At 47.6% G+C, this 16,035-nt stretch carries 13 protein-coding genes; 8 read left to right on the top strand and 5 right to left on the bottom strand.

What is annotated here, in order from left to right; translation table 11 throughout:
- Window positions 1–78: 78 nt before the first annotated feature.
- Window positions 79–588: a VC2046/SO_2500 family protein gene (locus BM082_RS20960; protein WP_017010205.1), complete on the top strand. Its 510-nt coding sequence runs from the start codon at window positions 79–81 to the stop codon at window positions 586–588.
- Between the two features lie 267 nt (window positions 589–855).
- Complete coding sequence (locus BM082_RS20955) at window positions 856–1,530, top strand: SDR family oxidoreductase (RefSeq protein WP_017014061.1); 675 nt, start codon at window positions 856–858, stop codon at window positions 1,528–1,530.
- Window positions 1,531–1,602: 72 nt separating this feature from the next.
- Here the strand turns inward: BM082_RS20955 and adhE are convergent, their stop codons facing one another.
- Window positions 1,603–4,305, bottom strand: a complete 2,703-nt coding sequence (gene adhE / locus BM082_RS20950) for a bifunctional acetaldehyde-CoA/alcohol dehydrogenase (RefSeq protein WP_074928480.1) — start codon at window positions 4,303–4,305, stop codon at window positions 1,603–1,605.
- A gap of 604 nt (window positions 4,306–4,909) precedes the next feature.
- Between adhE and BM082_RS20945 the strand changes: the two genes are divergently transcribed.
- A complete protein-coding gene (locus BM082_RS20945; protein WP_017010208.1) occupies window positions 4,910–5,548 on the top strand; it encodes a YchE family NAAT transporter in 639 nt (212 codons plus the stop codon).
- A gap of 95 nt (window positions 5,549–5,643) precedes the next feature.
- Here the strand turns inward: BM082_RS20945 and BM082_RS20940 are convergent, their stop codons facing one another.
- Entirely contained in the window at window positions 5,644–6,609 is a 966-nt protein-coding gene (locus BM082_RS20940; protein WP_074928478.1) for a porin, read from the bottom strand.
- A 489-nt stretch (window positions 6,610–7,098) separates the two neighbouring features.
- Complete coding sequence (gene cysS / locus BM082_RS20935; protein ID WP_074928475.1) at window positions 7,099–8,484, bottom strand: cysteine--tRNA ligase; 1,386 nt, start codon at window positions 8,482–8,484, stop codon at window positions 7,099–7,101.
- Between the two features lie 361 nt (window positions 8,485–8,845).
- Here cysS and BM082_RS20930 point away from each other — a divergent pair, with 361 nt between their 5' ends.
- From BM082_RS20930 to BM082_RS20920, 3 genes are all read left to right on the top strand, one after another.
- The gene (locus BM082_RS20930; protein ID WP_017010211.1) at window positions 8,846–9,343 is read left to right on the top strand and encodes a peptidylprolyl isomerase; all 498 of its coding nucleotides are present in this window, start codon (window positions 8,846–8,848) and stop codon (window positions 9,341–9,343) included.
- Window positions 9,344–9,384: 41 nt separating this feature from the next.
- Window positions 9,385–10,107 carry a UDP-2,3-diacylglucosamine diphosphatase gene (lpxH, locus tag BM082_RS20925; protein WP_074928473.1) on the top strand — a complete coding sequence of 241 codons (723 nt, stop codon included), beginning with the start codon at window positions 9,385–9,387 and terminating at the stop codon, window positions 10,105–10,107.
- Window positions 10,108–10,276: 169 nt separating this feature from the next.
- Window positions 10,277–10,909 carry an EAL and HDOD domain-containing protein gene (locus BM082_RS20920; protein ID WP_074928471.1) on the top strand — a complete coding sequence of 211 codons (633 nt, stop codon included), beginning with the start codon at window positions 10,277–10,279 and terminating at the stop codon, window positions 10,907–10,909.
- Between the two features lie 110 nt (window positions 10,910–11,019).
- Here the strand turns inward: BM082_RS20920 and BM082_RS20915 are convergent, their stop codons facing one another.
- A complete protein-coding gene (locus tag BM082_RS20915; protein WP_017014065.1) occupies window positions 11,020–12,522 on the bottom strand; it encodes a CoA-acylating methylmalonate-semialdehyde dehydrogenase in 1,503 nt (500 codons plus the stop codon).
- A 29-nt stretch (window positions 12,523–12,551) separates the two neighbouring features.
- Entirely contained in the window at window positions 12,552–13,886 is a 1,335-nt protein-coding gene (gene aptA / locus BM082_RS20910; RefSeq protein ID WP_017014066.1) for an omega-aminotransferase AptA, read from the bottom strand.
- 199 nt (window positions 13,887–14,085) lie between these two features.
- On the opposite strand from aptA, the gene BM082_RS20905 reads away from it, so the two are divergent.
- Together BM082_RS20905 and BM082_RS20900 are read left to right on the top strand one after the other, a co-directional pair.
- A complete protein-coding gene (locus tag BM082_RS20905; protein WP_074928469.1) occupies window positions 14,086–15,582 on the top strand; it encodes an aldehyde dehydrogenase in 1,497 nt (498 codons plus the stop codon).
- Between the two features lie 197 nt (window positions 15,583–15,779).
- Window positions 15,780–16,035: transposase (locus BM082_RS20900; protein ID WP_244276068.1), on the top strand; the 256-nt coding region annotated here is incomplete at its 3' end.

The following is a 16,035-nucleotide window of genomic DNA, read 5'->3' as shown; positions in this document are numbered from 1 at the left end:
AAAAGAGTGAAATAAAGCCTAAAGCAACGGTCATTCATGCCGATACAAAAAAGGTATCCGACATGACCGTAGAGAATTATGCAAATTCACGCACTCGACAAAGCCAATTTAATCACAGATGTTCAGTTAGGCGATCAGCTTAGCCATGCTGTGACACAAGGCCGTCGTTCGGATTTTGCTTTGATGCTTGCACTGCTCTCTGTGGATGCAACAGAGACCACCCCTCTCGATCCTCCTTATCCAGAAAAATCGACAGACGCCGATTTACGAAAAGCGCTCAATCTTCCGGAGCCAGCTCGTCTTTCAGCGGAGGAGATTGATTACGATCTTTGTGGAAAACAAGCAGATGCCTTTCATCAATCAGGGATCGACAGTGCGCGTTTGAACCATTGCGTTTCACCTTCTGCACTACATTTTCCTGCATTTGGAACACATGATTTGGGCGAAGATGTGTACCATAACTTGTCAGGTCATCAGCGTAGAAAGCTAGCTGCTGAAAACCGCACAACTACCGAACTGGATCCGGTAAACCTTTATAATCAACTCGTTATTGCAAAACGCTATCAAGAGCTAAGCGCCCACGCCTAACACATTGATTCTTAAACACTAAGCATCGACACCTATCACGATCCCACGTCAGCTTCAAGCTAGATTACCAAATAAAACATAACTGTGATCACTTCCTAAAAAATTAACTTTGCACACAGTTTGCACACTCTTTTTTGCACATCTTCATACCACTTTCGCAGATCATGGTCCAAGATTGTTATCCACCCCTTAAAAAGCTGGGTATAAGTTGTTAATGAAAGCAGTATAACAATGGTTGTGTCGTAAATAGATAAGTAAGGTCAGACAATGGATATTGCCAAATCCGTCATTGTAATTACAGCAGCAGGAACACCAACAGGCCGCGCAATGGCCGAGCATTTCTGCAAACTTAGAGCGCGCGTGGCGTTGGTTGATACGGATTGCCAAAAACTTCAGGCAACCTATGAATCCTGTTTAACGGCGGGTGGCAGTTGTTATTCCTTCCTCCTGGAGAGCAGAGATGTGGATAACATTTCTTATCTGTTTGAAGAGGTCAACCGCGAAATGGGTGCGGTGGATGTTCTGATCAACTATTGGCAAGCCGGTGGTCTACCTTGTCTCTTGGCAAGCAGCGATACGGTCAATCAAACCATTGCAGATGTCGCATCCAATTTGTACCTGTTCGGTCGCGGTGCCGCGTTCAATATGCTCGATACCGGACGCAAAGGTGTGATTGTTAATATTCCTGGTGTACTAACAGACATGGAAGAAGAAATCACACTCGACAGTTCAAATGCGGTGATCAGAGGGCTTACACGAAGTTGGGCGCAAGAACTTGAACACGCAAACATTCGTGTTGGGGGTGTATTACCACGTCTACGTCACAACGACAAAGGGCTCATCCATCATCACCCTGCTATTAACTACGACATGATTGATGGGGCTGCGTATATCGTAGAAAACGACAGCTTCACAGGACGTATTCTCGAAGCCGCTAGCTGAGCAAAGCATTCCCGAAAAAACCATAAAAAAAGCCCGCATCTGCGGGCTTCTTTCTAAGAATCAGTTATCGCATTACGCTTTAGCTGCTTCTTTTTTTGTTTTTGCTGCTGGTTTCGCGGCTTCTTGGTCTGCTTTCTTCTTGATAACAGTTGTACCTTCGAACGTTTCACCTTCAACAAATGCGTTACCGTAGTAAGAAGCAACCAGCACTTCTTTCAGCTCAGTGATCAATGGGTAGCGTGGGTTTGCACCAGTACATTGGTCATCGAATGCTTCTACTGCTAGCTCATCCAGTTTCGCAAGGAAGTCAGACTCAGATACACCCGCCGCTTGGATAGACAATGGGATATCTAGGTTTAGTTTCAACTCTTCCAACCAAGCAAGTAGACGCTCGATTTTCTGCGCTGTGCTGTCACCGATTTGCGCTAGACCTAAGTGCTCAGCAACTTCTGCGTAGCGACGACGTGCTTGTGGGCGGTCGTACTGAGAGAATGCTGTTTGTTTTGTTGGGTTGTCATTCGCGTTGTAACGAACCACGTTAGAAATCAGTAGTGCGTTCGCCAGACCGTGTGGTAGGTGGAACTCAGCACCGATTTTGTGCGCCATTGAGTGACATACACCTAGGAATGCGTTAGCAAACGCGATACCTGCGATGGTCGCTGCATTGTGTACTTTCTCACGCGCGATTGGGTCAGTTGCACCGTTCGCGTAGCTTGATGGTAGGTATTCTTTCAGCATCTTCAGAGCTTGAAGTGCTTGACCATCAGAATACTCGTTCGCAAGAACAGATACGTATGCTTCTAGTGCGTGAGTCACTGCATCGTAACCACCGAATGCGGTTAGCGATTTAGGCATGTTCATCACTAGGTTTGCATCTACGATTGCCATTTGTGGTGTCAACTCGTAGTCAGCCAGTGGGTATTTTGCGCCAGTCTTGTCATCAGTAACAACCGCGAAAGGTGTGACTTCTGAACCCGTACCTGACGTGGTTGTGATACAAACCAATTCCGCTTTTTTACCCATTTTAGGGAATTTGTAGATACGTTTACGGATGTCCATGAAGCGCATTGCTAGTTCTTCGAAATGCGTTTCTGGGTGCTCGTACATTACCCACATGATTTTCGCTGCATCCATCGGTGAACCGCCGCCCAATGCGATGATTACGTCAGGTTGGAAGCTCTGCATTGCTGCAGCACCTTTCTCTACAACAGACAATGTTGGATCGGCTTCTACTTCGAAGAACGTCTGCACTTCCATGCCTTGCGCTTTCAACAACGCAACGATTTCGTCAGAGTAACCGTTGTTGAACAGGAAGCGGTCAGTCACGATCATCGCGCGTTTCTTGCCTTCCAAATCACCAAGTGCGATTGGTAGGCTACCACGGCGGAAGTAGATTGATTTCGGTAGTTTGTGCCACAGCATGTTTTCAGCTCGCTTCGCTACAGTCTTCTTGTTGATAAGGTGCTTAGGACCTACGTTCTCAGAGATAGAGTTACCACCCCAAGAACCACAACCCAACGTCAGTGATGGTGCAACATTAAAGTTGTACAGGTCACCGATACCACCGTGAGTGGTTGGGATGTTGACAAGGATACGAGCCGTTTTCATCTTGTCACCGAAGTAACGGATGCGGTCTTGGTTAACGTCTTGGTTAGTGTAAAGACCAGACGTGTGGCCGATACCGCCGATTTCAACCATGGTCACTGCTTGAGCAACAGCATCTTCGAAATCATCAGCGCGGAACAGACCCAGAGTTGGAGACAGTTTCTCATGTGCGAACTCGTCGTCATAAGACACTTTACCTAGACCTTCACCGATAAGTACTTTGGTGTCAGCAGGTACTGTTACGCCTGCCATTTCAGCGATCTTAACTGCTGGTTGGCCAACGATCTTCGCGTTAAGCGCACCGTCGATAAGCAGGACTTTACGCACTTTCGCTGCGTCGTCTTTGCTTAGTACATGACCTTTGTGAGAAGCAAAACGTGCTTTCACTTCGTCGTAAACAGAGTCAACAACGATTGCCGCTTGCTCAGAAGCACACACAACACCGTTATCGAACGTTTTAGACATCAGAATAGAAGCCACTGCGCGTTTCACGTCAGCCGTTTCATCGATAACAACCGGCACGTTACCTGCGCCTACACCGATAGCAGGTTTACCTGAAGAGTAAGCCGCTTTAACCATGCCTGGACCACCAGTTGCAAGGATAAGGTTAATGTCATCGTGCTTCATAAGAAGGTTAGACAGTTCTACAGATGGCTCGTCGATCCAACCGATGATGTCTTTTGGTGCGCCAGCAGCAACGGCAGCATCAAGAACCAGCTTCGCAGCGTCGTTCGTTGAGTTTTTAGCACGTGGGTGTGGCGAAAAGATAATACCGTTACGTGTCTTCAAAGAGATAAGAGATTTGAAGATAGCCGTTGAGGTTGGGTTGGTGGTTGGAACGATACCGCAGATGATACCTACTGGTTCAGCGATAGTGAAAGTACCGAACTCGTCGTTTTCTTCCAAGATGCCGCAGGTTTTTTCGTCTTTGTATTTGTTGTAGATAAATTCAGAAGCGAAGTGGTTTTTAATAACCTTGTCTTCGACAATACCCATGCCAGATTCTTCGACAGCTTGTTGTGCCAGAGGAATACGGGCGTTGTTAGCAGCTAGAGAAGCAGCACGGAAGATTTTATCAACTTGCTCTTGAGAGTAAGTCGCGAATTCTTTCTGCGCTTTTTTGACGCGCTCAACCATTGCGTTGAGTTCAGCTACATTCGTTACAGGCATAGTTGTCTCCTACATACCTAAAGTTTGAAAATTATTTAGTAACTACATGCTCGTTTTGTTAGAGGCCTAAGCATCACACTTCCTCAGTGAGCTTGGGCAAGCATTTAGTAAATAACTTTCAAAACCGATTATAGATTTTCACAAACTTAGGAAATTGATCAGGATCATATGTAGTAAACTTTCATAAATATTTTCGTTTATTGTACATTTACTAGACAGATCGCAGGCTAACATTGGCTTTATTGACCAATTCCCACAACAAAACCACGGGAATGTAACACACTGCTTTCGTGGCTCATACACATGCATAACTACTTTCATTGCCATTTGTTGAATAAGTTATTTTAATGTGATCAATGTCATATTTACTCCAGTATCAAACCGCGTAAGCTCAGCTTTCCAATGAAACTATCTATCTGTTTTAAATATATTTAAATTATTTTCACTGCTTATATCCATTAATATCCGATTCAATAAATTCGTTGCTAGATGATCCCTCGCTATCTAGCAATTGGCATTTAATAATTCGACGCTATACTAGCGCCGATGATTGAGATATTTGCGATCGAAATCAGATTATCGTGTCACCCATCGAGTCATTGGAATGAATAGCATCGAGCTTGTAATATTTTTTCAATTTTTCATTGGTCTGTTTGCCGCAGTGAATCCACTGGGCATCATGCCGATATTTGTGTCTTTGACAGCACACCAAGACCCTGCTGAACGTAACAAAACGGCTTACACAGCAAGCCTTGCTGTTGCGGCCATCTTGATTGTCTCTCTTTTAGCGGGACAATTGTTGTTGGATCTTTTTAGCATTTCGCTAGATTCGTTCCGTGTTGCTGGCGGCATGCTCCTCGTCAGCATTGCCTTCACCATGATGAGCGGTAAGCTCGGCGAGGTGAAACAGAACAAGCAAGAACAATCAGAATCCATCAGCCGCGAACAGATTGGTGTGGTTCCTCTCGCAATGCCATTGCTGGCAGGACCTGGCGCCATCAGTTCCACCATTGTGTATTCTTCCCGCTATCCGAGCTCGTTAGATACCTTGGGGTTAATTGGTACCATTAGTTTGTTCTCTGCGGGGATTTGGTTACTGCTGCGCCTTGGCCCATCCATTGTGAAGTTCTTAGGTCAAACTGGCATCAACGTTATCACCCGTATCATGGGTCTTATCCTTGGTGCGCTGGGTATTGAATTTATTGCGAATGGGATGCGAGCGCTCTTCCCCGGTCTTAGCTAATCGGCTTCAGGCACGGAATGCGTCTCTCCCCCTTCTCAACACAAAAAGGAGCCGTAACGGCTCCTTTTTTATTTGGTTTTTGCGCTAACTAACCGTTAGAAGTTATAACGGAGACCGGCTTGGAACTGGTCATCGTTTTGCTTACCGTCAAGACGGTTGAATTCGTAACCTGCATAACCCAAGAAGTTATTGGTCACGTTATAAACCCCTTCGATCGCGTGGTAATCAACTTCGTAACCAGAGATCTTCGCTTTATCGTCCGCATCACGGTTGTTGTAGACATAGCGAAATACCACATCATCTAGCGCGTAAGCAGCTGCAATTTCATAACCGTCAACATCCACGTTGTCGATTTCGCCCGAGACGTATATACCGCCCATGTAGAAATCACCCACGGCGTAGGAAGCAACCACGTTCATTTGGTTTGCATCAACGTTATTAGCACCCAACACTTGCTTGCCGTCTACGTAACCTACACCAAAGGCAAAGCCAATCGGATCGTCATAGATCAATGAAAGACCCGCGCTGTCATTGTCATCTTTATCAGACGCAATGTAGTTAGCAGTCGCTGTCACACCAAAAGGAATTTCAAGCTCGTAAACAAAGTTGTTTTCACGCTTGTCTTGGTTGCCTTCTACTAGATCTGAGGCGCTGCCTCCGAACGTTGCCATGATGTCAGTCACGTCTGTCAGAATGACCTGAGCAGAGTCCTGTTTACCATAGGAAAACGCACCAAAACCTGTCGCAACACCTGCAAACATGTATCGGTTTTCGATGTCCGATGCATTGGACTCTGAGGTAAGTTCACCGTTGTAATAACCAAACACTGACACGTCATCATTCACGCGGGTTGCGCCATCAATGTAGATACGTGCTCGGCTGATGTCCTCAAAAGAGCTATCACCAGGGTTAACTTCGTTTGCATCTGAAACGTTAAAACGCGGTTCGACTCGGCCGCCTAAAAGTAGAGAAGAATCGTCATTGGAATACACCTCAAAGGCAAATGACGACGTAGAAATGAGCGTGCTCAGTAGTGTTGTAGAGAAAATTAATTTGTTCATTGCTGCTGTCCTTAAAGACTTATCGTTAATCTCTTTTCCTAGAGAGCAACATCAAAAGTTTCCGTACAGCTCAATCGGGCGAACCCCACCTGACCACAAGACAGGGCTCAAAAACCTTTCACGTTGACTACCGACATCATGGGATATGCAGGATTTTTTCTTGTTCTATCTTTGAGAAAATGACATGTTTTCCATACGAAAAATATCTGTCTTTTTAGTCAATGCAAGAAATTCATACACTTAAAGATGAAAACACTACCAGATTACAAAATGCTTCTAATTTCACTAATTCGATGGATGTATTCATGGTGATATTGAATTGTTAAATTTATTTATACAGCATGTTTCACTTTTTCAATATTCTCAATCAACTGTCCGTTCTTCTTACACAAACTATGCGCCCTCCAAAAAGCATGAAGATAAAAAATGAGCATAAAAAAACGGAGCCTAAGCTCCGTTTCGGATTTTTTGTCGACTTAGTGGTCGTGGTTATTTACGACGCCACGTTGTTCCTGCCGCACCGTCTTCCAGTACGATACCCATTTCGGTCAATGCGTTTCGTGCAGCATCCGCAGCCGCCCAATCTTTGCTTGCACGCGCATCGTTACGCGCTTTGATCAGGCCTTCAATCTTCGCGACTTCATCATCATCACCTGCTGCGTTTCCTTGAAGGAAAGCTTCAGGCTCTTGACCCAACAGACCAAGCACGTCAGCCAGTTCACGCATGCGTGCAGCCAGTTTCGCAGCAGAAGTTTCATCTTCCGCTTTTAGACGGTTAATTTCACGCGCCATCTCAAACAGCACGGAATAGGCTTCTGGTGTATTAAAGTCGTCATCCATTGCCGCTTTAAAGCGCGCAACAAATGCGTCACCGCCTTCGGCGACAACAGACAAATCAAGTCCACGTAACGCGGTGTATAAACGCTCAACGGCAGCACGTGCTTGTTTAAGATTTTCTTCGCTGTAGTTCAACTGACTGCGATAGTGACCTGACATCAAGAAGTAGCGCACGGTTTCAGCGTCGTAATGACCCAAAACATCACGAATGGTGAAAAAGTTACCCAGCGATTTTGACATTTTCTCGCGGTCAACCATTACCATGCCACTGTGCATCCACGTATTTACATACTGGGTATCATGGGCGCAGCAAGATTGTGCGATTTCGTTTTCATGGTGTGGGAAGGTTAAATCTGAGCCGCCAGCGTGAATGTCAAAATGATTACCAAGGATCGCTGAGTTCATCGCGGAACATTCGATGTGCCAGCCCGGACGACCTGCGCCCCACGGAGATTCCCATGTTGGTTCACCCGGCTTAGACATTTTCCACAACACGAAATCCAGTGGACTCTTTTTCGCTTCTTCGATGTTAACGCGCGCACCGGCTTGCAACTGGTCCAAATCTTGACGAGACAACTTACCGTAATCGTCAAATTTCGCGACTTCAAACAGTACATCGCCATTTGACGCAACGTATGCATAGCCACGCTCAATCAGGCGTTCAACCAGCTCGATGATTTCAGCAATGAATTCAGTCGCACGTGGTTCGATGTCTGGGCGTTTCATGTTCAATGCATCAAAATCTGCGTGCATTTCGCCAATCAAACGGTTGGTCAGTGAATCACAGCTCTCGCCGTTTTCAGCAGCACGTTTGATGATTTTGTCATCAATGTCAGTGATATTGCGAACAAACTTCAGGTCATAACCCAAAAAGCGCAAGTAGCGAGACACCACATCAAAAGAAACGAACGTACGACCGTGGCCAATATGACACAAATCGTAAATGGTAACCCCACACACATACATGCCAACTTTGCCTGGCTCAATCGGTTTGAATTCTTCTTTCTGTTTGGTGAGAGAGTTATAGATTTTTAACATGGTTGTCGAGTTACCCATTACAATTATTAGCTAAACACTAGAGATGTATATGCAAGCAACCTGAAGATACTGAATGCAGGCTACTTGAATACATATTACCTCAAGACACAGGGTTTCAAAAGGTGGTTAGGTGTTCGATTTGAAGGGTTAAATCAACAGGATCCAACACAGTCTGTGATTATTTTTGTGCTCAACACCTTCACGAAAATATACAGGGGCGATGAATCAGATAGAATTACGCAGTAACATGAAGACCACGCCACCATCGGAAGGGCTTTTTCGTCGTAATCGGTTGAATGTCGCGCCCGTTGGGATAGAATCAAACGTCTAAGCGAAAAGCGAATTAAATTAGGAACAACACATGGTTACGCTTCATACCAATTTTGGTGACATCAAAATCCAACTTAACACTGAAAAAGCGCCACTTACGTCAGAAAACTTCCTGCAGTACTGCCGTGATGGTTTTTACAACGGCACGCTTTTCCACCGTGTCATCGACGGTTTCATGATCCAAGGCGGCGGTATGGCGTCTGGCATGGAAGAGAAAGAAACTGGCGCGTCTATTAAGAACGAAGCAAACAATGGCCTGAGCAACGCGATTGGTACCATTGCAATGGCGCGTACGATGGAACCGCATTCAGCGAGCTCACAATTCTTCATCAACGTGGGTAACAACACCTTCCTAGACCACAAATCTGAGTCTATGGACGGCTGGGGTTACTGTGTATTCGGTGAAGTGGTTGAAGGCATGGACGTTGTTAACAAGATCAAAGGTGTTGCAACGGGTAAATGGGGCTACGTTCACCAAGACGTGCCTGTTGAAGAAGTGCTGATCACCAGCGTAACCATCGAAGAATAATATAATGAGGGGCAGTGACAATAATCACTGCCCTCTTTCCTATGACAGTACTTTTTATTTCTGATCTCCACCTCAGCCCTTCTCATCCAGAAATCACCGATTGTTTCTACCGTTTTTTAAACGATGAAGCGCCTGTCGCATCTGCCCTTTATATTCTTGGGGATTTGTTTGAAGTGTGGGTAGGTGATGACGACGACGTTCCGCTTCATCACGAAGTGGCAGCCGCACTGAAAGTGCTTTCTGACAAAGGCGTTGCTATTTACTTCATTCATGGAAATCGCGATTTCATGATAGGTAAACGTTTCGCAAAAGCGTCAGGCATGACCTTACTGCCTGAACACACCGTGATTGATCTGTTCGGAAAACCCACCCTGATTTTGCATGGCGACACCTTGTGTATTCAGGATGAAGGGTATCAGCGCTATAGAAAAAAAGTGCATAACCCTTTTGCCCAATGGCTATTCATGCGCCTTCCTCTGTCTTACCGCAAAAACATTGGCAGTAAGATCCGCAAAGGCAGCACTGAAAGCAATCAACAGAAAGCTGAAGACATCATGGATGTTGATCAGGGTGAAGTCTCACGCGTGATGGCATCGGAAGGTGTAATGACGATGATTCATGGTCACACACATCGTCCAGATATTCATACCTTCTCAATCGGCAATGATCTCGCGCAACGAATCGTTTTAGGTGACTGGTATACTCAGGGCTCGGTACTTGCCTGCACCAAAGACGGCTGCAAGTTAGAAACACGGTCGTTCTAGCCGAAAACTCCCTCAAAATTCAATGCCCTCAAATTCATCAAGTTTAAAAAAGTATGAATTTGATTATTTAATTTTCGTCGCGAAATATCAGTCTTTATTGGCACTCTCACTTTTAAGACATCCAATACACTTATCAGGTGTCCCTAATTCATAGGCATTTTGGCTTCATATGAGCTCTAACATTGCACGACAGGCTATTTTCAATCGACAGAATCAACGCATTGGTTATGAGTTGCTTTTTAGAGATGGTCGTTGTGATACGTTTCCGCTCGTTGCCGCGGAATATGCTACTGAGATCGTGCTAAATGACCTCTTTGTCTCTGGGAAAACCGCCGTCCGAACCGTCTCAGACGGCCAACCATGTTTCGTTAACTTCTCTTATCAAAGCCTGATCAATGGCACAGCGCTGAACTACCCGCCGAAAGATCTGGTGATTGAAGTGCTGGAAAACTGTGTGCCTGATACTGTGCTATTCGATGTGTTGGTTGATTTGAAAAGCCGCGGTTATCGCATCGCCTTTGACGATTTCAACCCTTGCGATGCCTGGCGTCCCTTCCTGCCGTTGGCAGACATTGTGAAGATTGACTTCCGTGCGCTCTCCCGTGAGACCATCAGCCGCTTTGTCTTGGCGTATAAATCCGCGCCAGAGTTACTGCTTCTTGCGGAAAAAATAGAAACCGCTGAAGAGTTGCTATTCGCGCGTAAGCTCGGGTTCGACCTCTTTCAAGGTTACCAACTGAGTAAACCTGAACGGATTCCATTTAGTGGCGTTATCGAACATGTTGCCGAACACGTGGCATAGGTGGCACAAGCTGTTCGCCATAGGAACACACAAAAAAGGAGCCACATCAGATGGGCTCCTTTTTTAATGCCGTTGTTTCAGGCATCAAACGCTGTTTCACGCCATAAATGCTATTTCATGGTTGGCATAATGAAATCGGCATTGGTACGAATACCGGTTGGCCAACGCGCCGTGATTGCCTTGCGTCGCGTATAGAACCTCACACCGTCTGGGCCATGCATGTGCAGTGGGCCAAACAGGGAGCGCTTCCAACCGCCAAAGCTATGGAAAGCCATGGGCACAGGAATGGGCACGTTCACTCCGACCATACCGACTTGAATCTCATGACAGAACTGTCGCGCGGCATCGCCGTTTTGCGTAAAAATAGCGGTGCCGTTACCAAATTCATGTTCATTGATGAGTTTTACGGCTGTGGCGTAATCTGGCACACGCACGATCGCAAGAACAGGGCCGAAGATTTCATCGCGATACACCGTCATGTCTGACGTGACATTGTCGAACAAACAGCCACCAAGGAAGAAACCGTCGGCGTTGTCTTCATCAGCAATTTCCGCCTTAACACCACGTCCATCGACAACCAAGGTCGCGCCTTCTTGAACGCCCTGTGCAACGTAGCCTTCCACTTTTTTCAAATGTTCAGCGGTGACCAAAGGCCCCATTTCCATGCCATCAATATTGCCGTTGCCCACGCGTAACGCTTCAACTTTTGGTGTCAATTTGTCGATCAGTGCATCTGCGACATTCCCAACAGCGACCGCCACTGAAATCGCCATGCAGCGCTCCCCTGCCGAGCCGTATGCCGCACCCATTAAGGCTGCTACCGCTTGGTCAAGATCCGCATCAGGCATCACCACCATGTGGTTTTTCGCGCCGCCTAACGCTTGAACTCGCTTACCATGCGCAGACGCTGTGCTGTAGATGTATTCTGCAATGGGTGTCGAGCCTACAAAGCTGACCGCTTGTACATCTGGATGCGTCAAAAGCACATCCACCGCTTCTTTGTCGCCATTCACCACGTTAAACACACCATCTGGCAAACCCGCTTCTGTAAGGAGTTCCGCAATGCGTAACGTCGAGCTCGGATCTTTCTCAGAAGGCTTCATCACGAAGGTGTTGCCACACGCAATGGCGATAGGGAACATCCACATGGGTACCATGATGGGAAAGTTAAACGGTGAAATACCCGCAACGACACCCAGAGGCTGATTGAGTGACCATGCATCAATACCGGCACCAATCTGTTCCGTCATTTCGCCTTTTAATAGGTGCGGAATGCCACAGGCAAACTCCACCACTTCTAGCCCACGGGTCAGTTCGCCTTTTGCATCGTCAATCACTTTGCCGTGCTCTTGGGTGATCAAAGCGGCAAGCTCATCAATGTTTTCTTCCACCAGCGCTTTGAATTTGAACATGACGCGCGCACGTCGCAGTGGCGGCGTTTCAGACCATGCGGGAAACGCCGCTTTCGCCGACGCCACTGCGTTCGCGGTTTCGCTTGCAGACGCAAGAGATACGCTTCCCGACACTCGCCCTGTCGCGGGGTTGTAGAGTGATTGGCTTCGCTCGCTCGCGCCAGTGTATTTGCCGTCGATGTAGTGTGTTACTGATGTCATGTCCGTCTTTCCCTCAGCAATGGGCACAATCAAGATGCCGATTTAATGGCTTTTTCTAATGTCGTGACGATTTGGTCAATGTGTTTGGATTCCAAAATCAGCGGCGGTGACAGCGCAATAATGTCGCCCGATGCGCGCACGAGAACGCCATCTTGGAAGCATTGCGTAAACACCTCGTAACCGCGTTTCCCAGCGCCCTGAGCACTTGGAGCAAACTGCACGCAGCCAATCAGCCCCGTGTTTCGCACGTCAATGACATGATCGAGTCCCGCCAGAGAATGCAACGCACTTTCCCATTCCGCTTCCATGTGGCGAGAACGTTCGAACAATTTCTCGTCACGGTAAATATCGAGTGTTGCCAACGCAGCGGCAGCCGCTACAGGGTGACCTGAATAGGTGTAACCGTGGAAAAGCTCAATGGTGTCTTCAGGGGCTTGCATACAGGTTTGGTAAATCTTTTCACTCACGAGCACCGCTCCCATCGGAATCGCGCCGTTGGTGAGGGCTTTCGCGGTCGTAATAATGTCTGGTGTGACATCCCATCGCTGTGCAGCGAACGCATCGCCGACACGACCAAACCCTGTGATCACTTCATCAAAGATCAGCAAGATGTCGTGTTTAGTGGTGATTTCACGAAGGCGTTTTAGATAACCCACAGGCGGCAATACCACACCGCCAGAGCCGGACATGGGCTCCACCATCACGGCAGCGATGTTTTCTGCGCCATGCAATGCGATGAGCTGTTCCAACGCATCCGCTTTCTCGATCCCGTGCTCAGGCAAACCACGAGAAAAGGCATTGCGTTCAATGTCCAAGGTATGTGGAAGGTGCGCGACGCCCGGCAGTAATTGATTGCTAAACGCTTTACGGTTGTTGACCATTCCTCCGACTGAAATGCCACCAAACCCCGTACCGTGATAACCCAACTCACGACCAATAAATAGGGTGCGGTTTGCTTGCCCTCTTGCACGCTGATACGCCAGTGCAATTTTTAACGCCGTATCACCTGACTCAGATCCCGAATTGGTAAAAAAGACGCGATTCAAATCCCCCGGAGAAAGCGCCGCGAGACGCTGAGCAAGCTCATAAGGAAGGGGATGACCCATTTGAAACGTAGGGGCGTAATCGAGTTCAGAAATTTGTCGGCTGACCGCCTCCGAGATTTCGCGACGGCTATGTCCTGCATTACAGCACCAAAGCCCTGCTGTCCCATCAAGCACTGAATTTCCGTCTACATCCGTGTAATACATGCCTTCGGCTTTCGCTAACAATCGAGGCGTCGACTTAAATTGACGGTTAGCCGTAAACGGCATCCAGAAGTTCTCTAACTGTGCATGTGCATTGTTCGGGTTCTGCTCTGCCATAATCAGGTGTCCTTTGCGCTTTACGTTGTTAACGAGTTGTTGCTGAACGAGCAATATTTGCAATACTATGTCAAATATAACGAACAGTAAACACGCCATATCGATTATAAATTGAACAAAACAGGCCAATTGTAAAATATTTTGAAATGGTGCACAGTGAGCGAAGAGTGCGTTAAACACATGGATTAGAGAGGCAATTATGTCGTCGTTATCATCACGCAATGATTGGGAATCTTACGCCAACCATCTTGAAATTCGCGGTCAGGCTTTTATCGATGGTGAGTACGTCAATGCTGTATCAGGAGAGACTTTCCCCTGTTTGAGCCCCATTGACGGGCGTTTACTTGCGGATGTCGCCAGTTGTGACACTGACGATGCCAACAATGCCGTCGCCAGCGCACGCCAGGTTTTTGAGGATGGCGCTTGGTCTCAACTTCCTCCTGCAGAACGTAAGAAAGTCGTTATTCGATTCGCCGAATTAATTGAAGAAAACCGTGACGAATTGGCGCTACTTGAAACCCTCGACATGGGTAAACCCATCCGCTATTCCAAAGCCGTCGATGTGTATGGCGCGGCGCGCGCTATCCGTTGGTCAGGGGAAGCCGTCGACAAGATTTACGACGAAGTTGCGCCCACGCCACACAATGAAATCGGCATGATCACCCGTGAACCCATTGGTGTCGTCGCGGCAATCGTGCCTTGGAACTTCCCCATGCTCATGGCGTGTTGGAAACTCGGCCCTGCCCTCGCGTCTGGCAATTCTGTGATTCTAAAACCGTCAGAGAAATCGCCCCTTACCGCGCTGCGTTTGGGCCAATTGGCCGTAGACGCAGGCATGCCTAAAGGCGTGTTAAACGTATTGCCGGGCTTTGGGCACACCGTAGGCAAAGCGCTCGCGCTGCACATGGATGTCGATACCTTGGTCTTCACAGGTTCGACGCGCATCGCCAAGCAATTGATGATTTATGCGGGCGAATCCAACATGAAACGCGTGTGGTTGGAAGCGGGGGGTAAAAGCCCGAACATCGTTTTCGCGGACGCGCCGGATTTGGATGCGGCAGCAGAATCCGCCGCCTCAGCCATTGCCTTTAACCAAGGTGAGGTATGCACCGCAGGCTCACGCCTTCTCGTCGAAGCCTCTATTAAAGATGTGTTCGTTGAAAAGGTGGTTGCCGCGTTGAAGAACTGGCAACCCGGTCATCCGCTTGATCCCGACACGCAGGTCGGTGCCATGGTCGATCAACAGCAATTGAATACCGTGCTGAGCTATATCGGCAAGGGCACAGACGCAGGCGCAAACCTCGTTTGCGGTGGTACAAGAGTGATGGAGGCATCTGGCGGCTTGTTTGTTGAACCCACAGTGTTCGATAACGTGAACAATGACATGAGCATCGCGCGCGAAGAAATCTTCGGCCCCGTGCTGTCTGTGATTACCTTCGATACCCCAGAGCAAGCCATCGCGATCGCCAACGATACCGACTACGGCCTCGCTTCGGCGGTGTGGACATCGGACATCAGCAAAGCACACAAAACCGCAAAAGCCCTGCGCACTGGCATGGTGTGGATCAACCACTACGACGGCGGCGACATGACCGCACCGTTCGGCGGTTACAAACAATCCGGCAACGGCCGCGACAAATCACTCCATGCGTTTGAGAAATACACGGAAGTGAAAGCAACGTGGATTGCGTTGTAGCGGTAACGGAAAGCGTACGCGAATAAAAACAGGCAGTGGTTTCACTGCCCGTTTTTGTTTGGGGTACGAGGTACGAGGTACGAGGTACGAGGTACGAGGTACGACTCTCAGTGTGTGTTACGAAGAGACTGTAACTAATTTTGTGTAACTGCTTATCACACCATACTCTAATGAGAGTTAAGGATAGGCAGATGCGCATGAACAAGAAAGAACTCGAAGCTTTCGCAAAGGAAGCAGCCAAAGGTATCAAAACACCTGAGGACTTGAACGAATTTAGCCAGATGTTGAAAAAAATCACCGTCGAAGCAGCGTTGAATGCTGAAATGGATGAGCACCTAGGCTACGAAAAACATCAAAAGTCGCCATCAAACAACAGTCGTAATGGCACGAGCAGCAAACGCGTAAAAACCGAAGAGGGCGAGTTTGACCTTGATACACCGCGCGACCGCGATG

The organism is Enterovibrio norvegicus DSM 15893, assembly GCF_900115495.1.
In the GTDB taxonomy this organism is placed as follows: Bacteria; Pseudomonadota; Gammaproteobacteria; order Enterobacterales; family Vibrionaceae; genus Enterovibrio; species Enterovibrio norvegicus.
This window is presented reverse-complemented; position numbering and strand designations above follow the sequence as displayed.

Coding starts and splice junctions, on each gene's coding strand:
- cysS (WP_074928475.1), bottom strand. CDS start 8,484: ATGTTAAAAATCTATAACTCTCTCACCAAACAGAAAGAAGAATTCAAA.
- adhE (WP_074928480.1), bottom strand. CDS start 4,305: ATGCCTGTAACGAATGTAGCTGAACTCAACGCAATGGTTGAGCGCGTC.
- lpxH (WP_074928473.1), top strand. CDS start 9,385: ATGACAGTACTTTTTATTTCTGATCTCCACCTCAGCCCTTCTCATCCA.
- BM082_RS20945 (WP_017010208.1), top strand. CDS start 4,910: ATGAATAGCATCGAGCTTGTAATATTTTTTCAATTTTTCATTGGTCTG.
- BM082_RS20930 (WP_017010211.1), top strand. CDS start 8,846: ATGGTTACGCTTCATACCAATTTTGGTGACATCAAAATCCAACTTAAC.
- aptA (WP_017014066.1), bottom strand. CDS start 13,886: ATGGCAGAGCAGAACCCGAACAATGCACATGCACAGTTAGAGAACTTC.
- BM082_RS20955 (WP_017014061.1), top strand. CDS start 856: ATGGATATTGCCAAATCCGTCATTGTAATTACAGCAGCAGGAACACCA.
- BM082_RS20960 (WP_017010205.1), top strand. CDS start 79: ATGCAAATTCACGCACTCGACAAAGCCAATTTAATCACAGATGTTCAG.
- BM082_RS20915 (WP_017014065.1), bottom strand. CDS start 12,522: ATGACATCAGTAACACACTACATCGACGGCAAATACACTGGCGCGAGC.
- BM082_RS20905 (WP_074928469.1), top strand. CDS start 14,086: ATGTCGTCGTTATCATCACGCAATGATTGGGAATCTTACGCCAACCAT.
- BM082_RS20940 (WP_074928478.1), bottom strand. CDS start 6,609: ATGAACAAATTAATTTTCTCTACAACACTACTGAGCACGCTCATTTCT.
- BM082_RS20920 (WP_074928471.1), top strand. CDS start 10,277: ATGAGCTCTAACATTGCACGACAGGCTATTTTCAATCGACAGAATCAA.